The 11,511-nt window shown below is 68.6% G+C and carries 12 protein-coding genes; 7 read left to right on the top strand and 5 right to left on the bottom strand.

The features are described 5' to 3' along the window. Nucleotides 1-1,452, bottom strand: a 1,452-nt coding sequence (locus VKP62_16670; protein ID MEB3198828.1) for an aldehyde dehydrogenase family protein, incomplete at its 3' end; no start/stop codon positions are given. A gap of 241 nt (nucleotides 1,453-1,693) precedes the next feature. Between VKP62_16670 and VKP62_16665 the strand changes: the two genes are divergently transcribed. Continuing rightward, a complete protein-coding gene (locus VKP62_16665) occupies nucleotides 1,694-2,221 on the top strand; it encodes a hypothetical protein (protein MEB3198827.1) in 528 nt (175 codons plus the stop codon). 28 nt (nucleotides 2,222-2,249) lie between these two features. On the opposite strand, the gene VKP62_16660 is transcribed toward VKP62_16665, so the two are convergent. The 3 genes from VKP62_16660 to VKP62_16650 all read right to left on the bottom strand — a co-directional run bounded on the left by VKP62_16660 (nucleotide 2,250) and on the right by VKP62_16650 (nucleotide 6,088). Further along, entirely contained in the window at nucleotides 2,250-3,458 is a 1,209-nt protein-coding gene (locus VKP62_16660) for a thiolase family protein (GenBank protein ID MEB3198826.1), read from the bottom strand. 116 nt (nucleotides 3,459-3,574) lie between these two features. Beyond that, entirely contained in the window at nucleotides 3,575-4,441 is an 867-nt protein-coding gene (gene xerA / locus VKP62_16655) for a site-specific tyrosine recombinase/integron integrase (GenBank protein MEB3198825.1), read from the bottom strand. 381 nt (nucleotides 4,442-4,822) lie between these two features. After that, nucleotides 4,823-6,088, bottom strand: coding sequence for a S8 family peptidase (locus tag VKP62_16650; protein MEB3198824.1), 1,266 nt, complete (start codon nucleotides 6,086-6,088; stop codon nucleotides 4,823-4,825). A 145-nt stretch (nucleotides 6,089-6,233) separates the two neighbouring features. Between VKP62_16650 and VKP62_16645 the strand changes: the two genes are divergently transcribed. The 3 genes from VKP62_16645 to VKP62_16635 are packed head-to-tail and all read left to right on the top strand — an operon-like array spanning nucleotide 6,234 to nucleotide 8,825. Then, a complete protein-coding gene (locus VKP62_16645) occupies nucleotides 6,234-7,043 on the top strand; it encodes a hypothetical protein (GenBank protein ID MEB3198823.1) in 810 nt (269 codons plus the stop codon). Nucleotides 7,044-7,083: 40 nt separating this feature from the next. Continuing rightward, the gene (gene pgeF, locus VKP62_16640; GenBank protein ID MEB3198822.1) at nucleotides 7,084-7,887 is read left to right on the top strand and encodes a peptidoglycan editing factor PgeF; all 804 of its coding nucleotides are present in this window, start codon (nucleotides 7,084-7,086) and stop codon (nucleotides 7,885-7,887) included. After that, nucleotides 7,884-8,825, top strand: coding sequence for a type II CAAX endopeptidase family protein (locus VKP62_16635; GenBank protein MEB3198821.1), 942 nt, complete (start codon nucleotides 7,884-7,886; stop codon nucleotides 8,823-8,825). Before pgeF ends, VKP62_16635 begins: the two co-directional genes overlap by 4 nt. 12 nt (nucleotides 8,826-8,837) lie before the next feature. On the opposite strand, the gene lgt is transcribed toward VKP62_16635, so the two are convergent. Continuing rightward, nucleotides 8,838-9,647 carry a prolipoprotein diacylglyceryl transferase gene (lgt, locus tag VKP62_16630; GenBank protein ID MEB3198820.1) on the bottom strand — a complete coding sequence of 270 codons (810 nt, stop codon included), beginning with the start codon at nucleotides 9,645-9,647 and terminating at the stop codon, nucleotides 8,838-8,840. A gap of 184 nt (nucleotides 9,648-9,831) precedes the next feature. On the opposite strand from lgt, the gene VKP62_16625 reads away from it, so the two are divergent. The 3 genes from VKP62_16625 to VKP62_16615 all read left to right on the top strand — a co-directional run bounded on the left by VKP62_16625 (nucleotide 9,832) and on the right by VKP62_16615 (nucleotide 11,504). Next, nucleotides 9,832-10,404, top strand: coding sequence for a hypothetical protein (locus tag VKP62_16625; GenBank protein MEB3198819.1), 573 nt, complete (start codon nucleotides 9,832-9,834; stop codon nucleotides 10,402-10,404). Nucleotides 10,405-10,509: 105 nt separating this feature from the next. Beyond that, a complete protein-coding gene (locus VKP62_16620; protein ID MEB3198818.1) occupies nucleotides 10,510-11,121 on the top strand; it encodes a hypothetical protein in 612 nt (203 codons plus the stop codon). Further along, complete coding sequence (locus tag VKP62_16615) at nucleotides 11,118-11,504, top strand: hypothetical protein (GenBank protein MEB3198817.1); 387 nt, start codon at nucleotides 11,118-11,120, stop codon at nucleotides 11,502-11,504. The genes VKP62_16620 and VKP62_16615 overlap by 4 nt, the downstream gene beginning before the upstream one ends. Nucleotides 11,505-11,511 lie beyond the last annotated feature (7 nt).

Raw genomic sequence — 11,511 nt, 5'->3', positions numbered from 1 at the left:
GACGCGATCGCCGGTGTACACCAGCACGCTCTTCTCCTCCATGTACTGCTTCAGCGTCGCCTGCGACAGCTCGCGGCCAAAGCCCGACTGCTTGTAACCGCCGAACGGCACGCCCAGGAACGAGCTGAACGGGGTATTGATCGTCAGGCCGCCGGTCTTCAGCTTGCCGGCCACGCGCAGGGCGCGGGCGACGTCGCGGGTCCAGACCGTGCCGTACAGGCCGAAGTCGCTCTCGTTGGCGATCTTGATGGCCTCGGCCTCGTCCTTGAACTTGATGAAGGTGACGACCGGCCCGAAAATCTCCTCCTGGGCAACCCGCATCGCGTTGGTGACCTCACCCAGCACGGTGGGGGCGTAGAACTGGCCCGCCAGGCCTTCCGGTTTGCCGCCGCCGACCAGCAGCTTGGCGCCTTCCTGCTGCCCCAGCTTCACGTAGCTGTCGACCTTGGCCCAATGTTCCTGCGAGATCATCGTGCCCACCTGGGTGGTCGGGTCCATCGGGTCGCCCAGCTTGAGCTTCTGAGCCTTCTCGACGAACTGGGCCACGAAGGCGTCGTAAATCGATTCCTGAATCAACACGCGGCTGCGCGCGTTGCAGCACTGACCGGCGTTGTCGTAGATGCCGTAGAGCGAGCCGGCCACGGCCTCGTCGAGGTTGGCATCGGCGAAGACGATGCCGGGGCTCTTGCCGCCCAGCTCCAGCGTGACGCGCTTGATGCCCTTGGCAGCGGCCGACATGATCGCGCGGCCCGTCTCCGTGCCGCCCGTGAAGGCGATCTTGTCGATGCCCGGATGGCCGGCCAGGTAGGCACCGACCGTTTCACCGGGGCCGTTGACCACGTTGATCACGCCGGCGGGAAGGCCCACCTCACCGGCCAGTTCGGCCAGACGCAGAACCGTCAGCGGCGTCAGCTCGGACGGTTTCAACACCACCGTGTTGCCGGCCGCCAGCGCGGGCGCCAGCTTCCAGGCCGCCATGACCAGCGGGAAGTTCCAGGGCACGATCAACGCGCAGACGCCCAGCGCCTCCCACTGCGTGTAGGCCATGAAGTTGGGCGGGCAGGGCACCGTCTCGCCCTGCACCTTGCCGGCGAGACCGGCGTAGTAGTCGAAAACATCCGCGGCGTGCGACATCTCGCCCTTGGAGGCGCTGATCGGCTTGCCGGTGTTGCGCGTCTCCAGCTCGGCCAGCGCGTCGAGCTGGCTGCGGATCGCATCGGCCAGCTTGCCGAGCAGCTTGGCCCGCTTGGCGGCCGACACCTTGGCCCAGGCACCCTCGAAGGCGGCGCGGGCGGCCTGCACCGCAGCATCGACGTCGGCCTCGGCGGCCACCGCCACCTGCGCGATCGCCTCGTTGGTGGCGGGGTTGGTGATCGCCAGAGATTGACCGGACTGTCCCGGCGCCTGCGCGCCGTTGATCCACATGGGGTGGGGCGTCTGTTCGAGCGTCATGGTCACGAAGGATCCTGCCTTTCTGCCTCACGGCGTCATTGCCGCGGAATACCTGGTCATTGTGCGACACCTTGGCAGGCTTGTCCATGAGCCGCGTGGTCAGGTCCTTTGCGTCCCCCAAGCGCGCCCCCACGGGTGACGTAACGCACAGCGCCCGACCGGCCATCCACGCTAGAATCCACCCGCTCGATGACATGACCCGCGCCGCCCCGCGGCCCGACGTGATGAAACCCCGGGGGCCTTGCAGCCACCCGTTCCGGAGTTCCACCCCATGGACCTGACCCTGCCCCCCCCGATCGCCACCCTGCTGGAACAAGGCAAAGCGGTCTCCGCCGGCACGCCGCTGGCGGCCCTGACCGCGTGGTTGGGACGCTTGCCGATGCCAGGCACGGCCAGCGGGCGCCGCGAACGGGCGCGCTGGCTGGCCAAGCGCGGGGTCGAGGTCGCTCGCCCCGCCCGACCGCTGGAAGGCCCCGACACGCCGCCGGCGGTGGCCCTGCCGGCCGTGGCCAACGACTGGCCACCCAGCTGGCAGAGCCTGGTCCACGCGGTGGAGCCGATGGATCTGCCCGCGGTCGCCGAAACGACCCGCCGCCCCCGCCGCGCCCGAGCGGCCGGCGACGCCGTGGCCTCCGACACGCTGGATGGTCAGGCCTTCCTGAGCCTGTTCAGCGCCAACGCGAATCGCCTGGAAGACCTGGCCGCTTTCGTGGGGCCCGCGAGCAACCACCCGTCCCCGGCGGATCAGACCGGCCGTCGCCGCCGCTGACGCGCTGGGCCGCCCCGCGCGGGGTGGCTCAGTCGGGGGTCACGCGTTCAAAGATCGCCGCAATCCCCTGCCCCACGCCCACGCACATGGTGGCGAGCCCGTAGCGGCCCTCGCGGCGGTTCAGCTCGTGCAGCAGGGTGGTCACCAGGCGCGCCCCGGAGGCACCCAGCGGGTGGCCCAGGGCGATCGCCCCGCCGCTGACGTTGGTCTTCTCGGGGTCCAGCCCCAGTTCCCGCAGGCAGGCCAGCCCCTGCGCGGCGAAGGCCTCGTTCAGCTCCACCAGATCCAGCGCCTCCACCGCGAGGCCCGCCCGCGTGAGCGCCTTGCGGGTGGCGCTGACAGGCCCGATGCCCATGATGGCCGGGTCGACCCCGGTCACGGCCGAGGCCACCACGCGCGCCAGTGGCCGCAGCCCCAGCGCGCGGGCGCGCGCATCGCTCATCAGCACCACGGCGGAGGCCCCGTCGTTGACGCCCGAGGCATTGCCGGCCGTCACGCTGCCGTTGGCCTTGACGAAGGCCGGCTTGAGCGCGCCCAGCTTCTCCAGGGTGGTCTCGCGCGGGTGCTCGTCGGTGTCGAACAGCAGGGTCTGCCCCTTGCCCTGGGGAACCGGCACGGGCACGATCTCGTCGCGGAAGCGCCCGGTGGCGATCGCAGCGGCGGCGCGGCGCTGGCTTTCGAGCGCGAAGGCGTCCTGGTCTTCCCGCGCGATCCGCCACTGCGCGGCGACCCGCTCGGCCGTCTCGCCCATGCTGATCGGCTCGTGCAGCGCGGCCAGCGCCGGGTTGGTGAAGCGCCAGCCGATGGTGGTGTCGACCAGGCTCATGTTGCCGCGGGGAAAAGCACTGTCCGGCTTCAAGGCCACCAACGGCGCGCGCGTCATCGACTCGACGCCGCCGGCCAAGAAGACCTCGCCCTCGCCGGCGCGGATCGCATGCGCCGCCGTGATGATGGCCTGCAGGCCGCTGCCACAGAGCCGGTTGACCGTCTGACCGGGCACGCCGATCGGCAACCCCGCCAGCAAGGCAGCCATGCGCGCCACGTTGCGGTTGTCCTCACCGGCCTGGTTGCTGCAGCCGAAGACCACGTCCTCCACGCTGTCGGGCGCGATGCCGGCGCGCGCCACAGCCTCGCGGATCACCAGGGCGGCCAGGTCATCCGGACGGACGTCCTTCAAGGCCCCGCCGTAGCGGGCAATCGGGGTGCGAACGGCGGCAACGATCACGGCTTCGGGCATGGCGTCTTCCTCTCTCGGACGCCGTCATTGTAGCCCGCCCGGGCAGGAAGAACAGCCGCGCCGGCACAAAAAAAAGCCCCCGCAAGCGGGGGCCTGACCTGGAAAGCGGTTGGCGCTCAGGCGCTGCGCTCGACGCCGCCCTTGAGCCGACGCTTGGAGGCGTGGGCGTAGATCTGGGTGGTGGAGATGTCGGCGTGACCGAGCAACTCCTGCACCGAGCGGATGTCGACACCGCGTTCGATCAGGTGGATCGCGAAGGAGTGGCGCAAGGTGTGCGGCGTGATGTCGTGCGGCACGTGGCCCGTGCGAGCGGCTTCCTTGACGATCTTCCAGATGCACTGGCGCGACAGGCGCCGGCCGGCGTAGTTCAAAAACAGGGCGCGCTCCTGCGGGCGGCTCTTCTGCGAGGGGCGCACCTGCTTCAAGTACACCTCGATCGCCTGGATCGCGGTCTCGGACAGCGGAATGATGCGCTCCTTGCTCTCCTTGCCAACCATCCGCAGGTGGCCTTCGTGCAGGTTCACATCCGAGATATTGACCCGCGTCAGCTCCGACACGCGCAGCCCGCCGCTGTAGAGAAGTTCCAGAATGGCCCGCTCGCGGGGCGCCAGCGTCGACTGGTTGAGCAGTTGCTCGACTTCACCGCGCGACAGCACCTTGGGCAGGTAGCGACCCGTCTTGGGGCGTTCGAGCGAAACGGCCGGGTTGTCGACAATCACGCTGGTCTGCAGCAGGTAATGGTAAAAGGTCTTCAGCGCCGCCAGCTTGCGCGCCGCGCTGGAAGCCGACAGCCCTTTCTCCTTCAACGTCTGAAGAAAGTCGGCGATGTGGCCCTGGTTCGTCTCCGACCACGACTTCAAGCCGAGCGCCTCGCAGTGCCCGAGGTACTGCGTGAGGTCGTTGTGATAGGCCGAGATGGTGTTCTCCGCCAGGCCACGGTCGACCAGAAGATGGTCCAGAAACTCGCGGATCTTGTGCTGCATCCTTGTCAATTTCACCTGCTCACGATCGCCTGGGACGACTGCCAGGGCTGGGCGGGGCGTAGGGAAAATCCTTTCCCGAGGTGTCTGGGCCATCGATTCTCACTCAGTCGTTTGCATCGCGGTTCGATGCGTGGCGGATATGCTCGTATCGTAACACCGGGGCCAATCGCCAGAAGTGCGCGCTAGCACACGATCTGAGACTTTTTTACGTTCCCCAGAAAGCGCATGAAGGCTCATTCAGGCCGCTCCCCGTGCCCCGGCGGTGTGACCCCGATCCCCAATTTCCAAAACGGGTTGTGATGCACGTCCCATCTGCCTTTGAGACATAACAAAGAAGAAGGCCCCCTCCGCCTGGGAGGGGGCCTTGCGGGCTTTCGAGGTTCAGCGACGCGCCGGCGCGGGCGTCACGGCCTTCAGGGCGTTCACCCGGCCGTGGCCGAACATCTCGTCGAAGCCGGGCTGGCCGAGGTCGTCGGCCGTCTTCTCGATGTGGGCCTTGACCTCCGCCTGCGTCATCTGGGGGAACTGGCTGCGCACCAGACCGGCCAGACCCGCCACGAAGGGAGCCGCCATCGAGGTGCCGCTCATGGTGCCGTAGGTCTTCTCCCGGCCCGCAGAATAGGTGGGCAGGGTTGAGAGGATGTTCACCCCGGGTGCGGCGACCGAGACGGTCTTGCCGAAGTTCGAGAAGCGCGCCTTCTGATCCTTGTCGTCGGAGGCCGCCACCTCGATCACGCCCGGATGGGTCGAGGGCAGGTGCGGCGCGCTGACCGGCTCGTTCAGCGCGTTGTTGTTGCCCGCGGAGGCCACCAGCACCACGTCCTTCTTGAGGGCGTATTCCAGGGCCTCTTCCAGCACCTGCGAGCGCTTGTAGAGGCCCAGGCTCATCGAGATGACCTTGGCGCCCTTGTCGGCCGCGTAGACGACCCCTTCGGCGATCGTCGCGTCGGAGCCACGGCCCTTGGCATCCAGCACCTTCACGGACATCAGGCCCACCCCGGGCGCCACACCGGCGACGCCCTCGGCGTTGTTGGCAATGGCGGCGGCGATGCCGGCGCAGTGCGTGCCGTGGCCGTGGTCATCCTTGGGGTTGTTGTCCTTGTCGAGTACGTTGTAGCTCTCGGGCACGATCTTGGCCTTGAGGTCCGGATGCCCCATGTCGATGCCGGAGTCCACGATTGCCACGACGGTGCCGGGGTTGCCCATCTGGGTGTCCCAGGCCAGGTCGGTCTGGGTGATCTTCAAGGAGTACTGCGAGGCCAGCTTGGGATCGTCGACTTCTTTTTCAATCATGGCCAGCTGAACAGGGTGCGCGTAGGCCACCGCGTCATCGGCGCGCAGGCTCGCCAGCAAGGCAGAGACGTCCGCGCCAGGCGCGGCGTCGACCACGAGGGCCCGCAGCGGTTGGATCCGCGAAGTCACGCGCGGGGCGCCCCGGCCCTGACGCAGGAGAGTCTGCGGGACGCGGGTGCCTTTCAGCTTGACGACCACTTGCTGCTTGGACGCACCCTGGGCCGTGAAGGCCGCCGCCGGGAAGCGGGTGCTGGCCGACTGCTGGCTGATCGGGGCGCGGTCGAGTTGCTGGAGTCCACAGCCGGTGGAGAGCAGGGCGGCGAGCAGGATGACGTGATGGCGAGTGGTGGCCACGGGGATCCTCCGGTCAGTTCAACAGGGTGCCCATTCACGCTAACATCTTAAACGAACCTTTTCAAGTAATTTATCAAACCTTAACCTTGCTGAAGGTTCGGGCTCCCGATAAGAGCAGGGTTCACTACTTCTTGGGAGACGCGTGATGAAGCTGCTGGGCCGTTGGTTGGGATGCCATCACGCCGTTCACCTCGGATGCGCGGCTGCCTGGCTGCTGACCGGCTGCGGACAGCACGATGCCAGCCCCACCAGCCCGCCGCGCCAGAGCCAGCTGCCCATCGTGCCCACGGCGCCCGGGATGCCCGGCGCCCCGGGCGCGATGCCGGGCCTGCCTGCCCCGACCACCGGGATGCCGGGGATGTCCGGTCCAATGCCCTCACAGGCCCTGTCGCAGCTGGCCCAGGCATGGAATTCCGTCTCGACGCTCAGTGCCCGCTATGACCTGCGGGAAACCAAAGGAAGCGAGGTCGAGACCGCCAAGGTCACCTTCCATTTCAAGAAGCCCGGCCGCTACCGCTACGAGGTGGCGCAGCACAGCACCAGCATCAAGAACGGCAGCAATTCGGTTTTCGACACCAAGACGCGACAGATCACCTCCCGCCTGGGCGGCGTGGCCAGTCTGCTGCCCATCAAGGGCGGGCTCGACGACACCCGCTCGCGCTCGCTGCGGGGCTGGACGCTCGACCAGACCGATTACGCGACGCAGATCGAAATGTTCCTGCAGCCCGGCGCCGCCGTGTCGGCAGCCGGTTCTCCCAGCACGGGTTTCATGCTGGAATTGCAGCGCCCCGCGCGCTATGCCGGCACGGTGGAGGCGATGCGCCTGACGCTCGACCCTCAGCGCGGTCTGCCCACCATGATCGAGATGGTGGCGGGCGGACAACTGGTCTACCGCAAGAAGGTCAGCGACATCCAGATCAATCCCACCCTGAGCGCCGACAAGTTCTCGATGTGAGGCCCCGTGTGCCGGGCGCTCACAGGCTATAATGGGCGCGATGGCTGTCGAATTCCAGCGCCAAACGGGGCCCAACGGGGTCACCTTCCTGGTCTGTCCCGCCTTGCCGGTGCGGCACGGTTTTTCCCTGCGGACGGGCGGCGTCAGCCGTGGCGAGTTTGCGAGTCTGAACCTGGGCCGAAGTTCCGGGGATGACCTGACCGACGTGGCGGCCAACCGCGACCGCTGGCAAGCCGCCCTGGGCTTGACTCAACCGGTGTTCAGCTTGCATCAGGTCCACGGCGCCGTTCTCCACCACGTCGACGCCGACACGGCGGCCCAGCCCGGCGAGTGGCAGGGAGATGCGCTGTTCACCCGGCAGACAGGGCGAGCCATCGGGGTGTTCACCGCCGACTGCGCGCCGCTGCTGCTGGCCTCGTCGGATGGCACGGCCGTGGCGGCCGTCCACGCGGGCTGGCGGGGCACGGTGGCCGGTGCGGCGGGCGCGACGGTCGCCGCCTTCGAGGCGGCGGGCATTTCTCCCGACCAGTTGACGGTGGCCGTCGGCCCGACAATCGGGCCGTGCTGTTTCGAGGTGGGCACTGAGGTGGTGGAAACCTTTGCCGCCACGCCCTGGTACGATCCGGCCATCGTGCGGCCAGGCACCCGGGGAAATCCGCACCTGGACCTGTTCACAGCGTTGGAAGGGCAACTGCGCTGGGCCGGCGTCCCGGCGGACGCGATCCATCTCAGCCGCCTTTGCACCGCCTGCGATGCCGACGCCTTCTATTCCTGGCGTCGCGATGGCGGGCGTTCGGGACGCCACCTCGCCACCATCGTCTGCGGCGCGAGGGGGTCCGCATGACCTGGAACCTGGCCGGCTTTCGACACCTGCCCCCTTCGTCCCCGCCCGGCCTGGCGGCCCCGTTGCCGCTGGGGCACGCGCTGGCGCTCTGGGGCACCTCGCTGCTCGGCATGTGGCTGGTGTCCCTCGCGTTTCTGGCCTTTCCGGGCGTGCCTCACCACCTGCCCCTCTTCGTCGGCACGGTGGCCCTGCTGGCCGTCTTGCTGCCTTCTCTGGCGATGTGTTTCTGGCCCTGGTTGCCCCAGCGCGTGGAACTGCCCACCTACCGCCGGCCGGCCCTGTCGATCGTGGGGGTTGCGGTGCTGGTGTCCTTTCCCCTGTACAGCCTGAGTGCCATGATCTTCACCACCCTGGGAGACGGCTCTCAGGTCACCCAAGCCTCGGCCTCGTTTGCCGGTGGCGCCCAGACCGCCTGGTGGTCGCTGCTGGGCCTCTGGCTGGCATATGCCCTGTTGCCGGCCGTCAGCGAGGAACTGCTGTACCGCGGGCTGCTGCAATCGTCCTTGCTGCATCGCTGGGGACCCAGCTGGGGCATCACCCTCACGGCGGCGCTGTTTGCGTGTTCGCACATGGAGGCGGCCGGCATCCTGCCCCGCATGCTGATGGGCCTGTGGTTCGGCTACCTGGCCTGGCGCACCGGGTCACTGTGGGCCAGCACCTGGGCCCATGCCTGGAACAACACCTGGGGCGTGCTGTGGCTGTCCACCCAGGGCAGCCTGACCCTGTCCCCGTGGCTGATCACCTGCGTGAGCCTGGCTTGTCTGGCCGGGGCGGCCTGGCTGCTGCATCGCCTGAACACCTTCTCGGCGCCAGTGGAGGGGCCAGCCGTCGCGGGGCCGAGTGGGCCCCGCCGGCTGGTCTCGCTGCCGTCCTCGCAAGGCCGACCGACCACGCGCCCCCGCTACCTGGAAGCCGACGACCTGGACGACGCCGAGTAACCGGGCCGAGTCTCAGGAAGCAGCCGGTAGGTTGGTGCCGCGGTCCTTCCGCCAGCCCAACACGACCAGCATGACAATCCCCACCACGAGCATCGGCAGGCTCAGCAGCATGCCCGCGGTGATCTGGGAGAACAGGAAGGCCAGGTGCGCATCGGGCTCACGGAAGAATTCGCTGGTGATGCGGGCCATGGCGTAGAGCGTCACGAAGGACCAGAACAGGAAGCCCGGTGGCAGCGGGAGCCGGCGCATGGCCATCAAGATGGTGAAAATCAGCACGCCTTCCAGGCCGAACTCGTAAAGCTGCGAGGGATGACGCGGCAACCCGGTGGGGTCCATGGGAAACACCATGGCCCAGGGCACGTCGGTGGGACGGCCCCACAGCTCCCCGTTGATGAAGTTGCCCAGCCGCCCGAGCCCCAACCCGATCGGGATGGCCGGGATGACCGCATCGGCCAGGCGATAGAAGTGGATGCCGTGCTTCTTGCAGAACAGATAGCCCGCGATCCAGGTGCCGATCATCCCCCCGTGGAAGGACATGCCGCCGCGGAAGATATAGAGGATCTCCTCCGGATGCGTGAGGTAAAGCATCGGGTGGTAGAACAGCACGTAGCCGAGGCGTCCCCCCAGAATCACGCCGAGGAAGATATAGAAGGCGAAATCCGCAAGCAACTCCTGGTCGAGCTTCAAGCCCGTCTCCACGTTGCGTTTCTTCAGCAACAGGTAGCCCAGGAAAAACCCCATCAGGTAGGACATGCCGTACCAGCGGATGTGGATGGGGCCCAAGGCCACGATATCCGGGCCAATCTGAGGGTATGGAATCACCGCGAAATCCTCGCTCGGTTGAAGCGACAAAGCGGATTCATCATACCACCCGCCCTCGGGCCAGCGACCAGCGGAGCCGAGCGCCCGAACTTCCCCGTGACCAGACGGCCCTGTCACGCGGTCAGCGGGGCGGCCGCGCAAGCGTCAAAGCCAAGACCCGGGCGGCTCGTGCTAGCATGGGCCCATGTTCGATGGCCTTCTCCCCCTGAGCATCCTGTTTGCCCCATTCGTGCTCGCCGGCATGGCCGTGGCGGCCATGAACCTGTTTGCACGGGCCCCGGAGGAGCGCGGCGGGGGCACCCCGAGAGCGGACGCGGCGCCCACTGAACCGGCGGGCCCCGTGCGGGTGACGCTCACCCCGCAGCGCTACGTCGGGGGCCATCCCGATGCCGCCGGTCCGTTGCCGCAGCCCTGGATGGAGGTCCGCGAGGACGGTCTGACGCTCTGGGGCGGGGCACGTCGCCAGCGGGTCTGGAGCATTCCCTGGGCCAGCGTCGAGGAGATCAAAGCCCTGAGCGCGCACGAGATGCAGGCGGCCGCTGCCTCGATCCGCGGCCTGCAAGCGGGGGCGCTCGCCGCGGACGACGAGACGGGGGCCTACCTGCGGATCCGCCACATCGATGCGCGTGGGTGGTGGCAACACACCGTGCTGGAGCTCGACCCCAGCTGCGCCGCCGACCAGCAGAACGCCGTGCGCGAGGGCTGGGACGACTGGCGGCGCCGACAAGACGGGACCGATTCCGGCTCAGCTTCCTGACCGCGCGGCCCCCACCCGCGTCGCCGGCCGCCGAAGGGCGCCGGAGGCGCTCGGGCGTTGGCGCGTCGCCGGGTCGGCCCCAAGATGGGCCGGGGAGGTCCCCCCATGCACGCCCGCGCCGCCCTGCTCGCCCTGGGATTGCTCAGCTGGCCCCTGCCCGGGGCGGCCTCGAGTCTGCCCCCCTCGCTGCCCCCCGACCAGGCGGTGGTCGGCGCGGGCCTGGGGCTGGGGGTCCACCAGAGCAGCGGCGCCGGGCTCGCGCTCGAGTGGCGCGGGCGCGACCCGTGGCAGCTGGGCCTGGCCTGCGCGCTGGACGCGGACCTCACGCGCAGCTGGAACCTGCGAGCGCGCTGGCACCTGGTCGAGCCCACCCCGCAGGCCCCCGGCTTCGCGGCGGCCGTGGGGCTCTGGGGGCGTCAGGGGGGCGATCGCCCCGGCCCCCTGCTTAGGCCTTTTCTGGGTTTCTCGCTCGAACAGCGGCTCTGGGACCGCCTCGCGCTGCGACTCAGCCTGGGCTACGCGGGTTCGCCCGCGCCGGATACCCCGCGCACGGCCCTGCTCAGCGAGGGCGCCCAGGCCGGGGTGGAACTGGGCTATCGGCTCGCGGAGGCGATCGAGCTGACACTGGGCTGGAATGGCCAGGGCGAGCTGGTGGGGCTGAAGTTCTTCCGGGCCGTGCCCGCTTCCACGCGCTCGTCTGATAAAATCGAGCCGTGAGTGTGATCAGGTCTCTGCAGATGCTGTCAGCGGCGGTGGGGTTGAACCTCCTCGTCGCCGGCACGGCGTGGGCAGCGGCCGAGGCCACGAGTCCGCGCGACGATCGCTGGCTGGGGCTGCCCCGGCGGCAGCCCGCCATCGCGGTCTCCCTGTCGCTTGCCTGCAACGGCCTGGGCCAGTACTACAACGGCGACAGCGAGAAGGGCACGGTCATGCTGGCCAGCTGGCTCGCGTTTCCGGTCGCTTACGCCCTGGATACCCTGATGGGCAGCGGCTACTTGCGCCTGTTTGCCGTGGGCACCAACCTCGGCATCAAGGTCTGGTCCGTTTCGGACGCCCTGCAAGGGGCGACCCTCCCCTCCCCACCCGCCCGCACTCCCTGAGACGAGG

This window comes from Candidatus Sericytochromatia bacterium, from assembly GCA_035285325.1.
In the GTDB taxonomy this organism is placed as follows: Bacteria; Cyanobacteriota; Sericytochromatia; order S15B-MN24; family JAQBPE01; genus JAYKJB01.
Note: the sequence above shows the minus strand (reverse complement) of the source record. Positions and strands in the feature narration are given on the sequence as shown.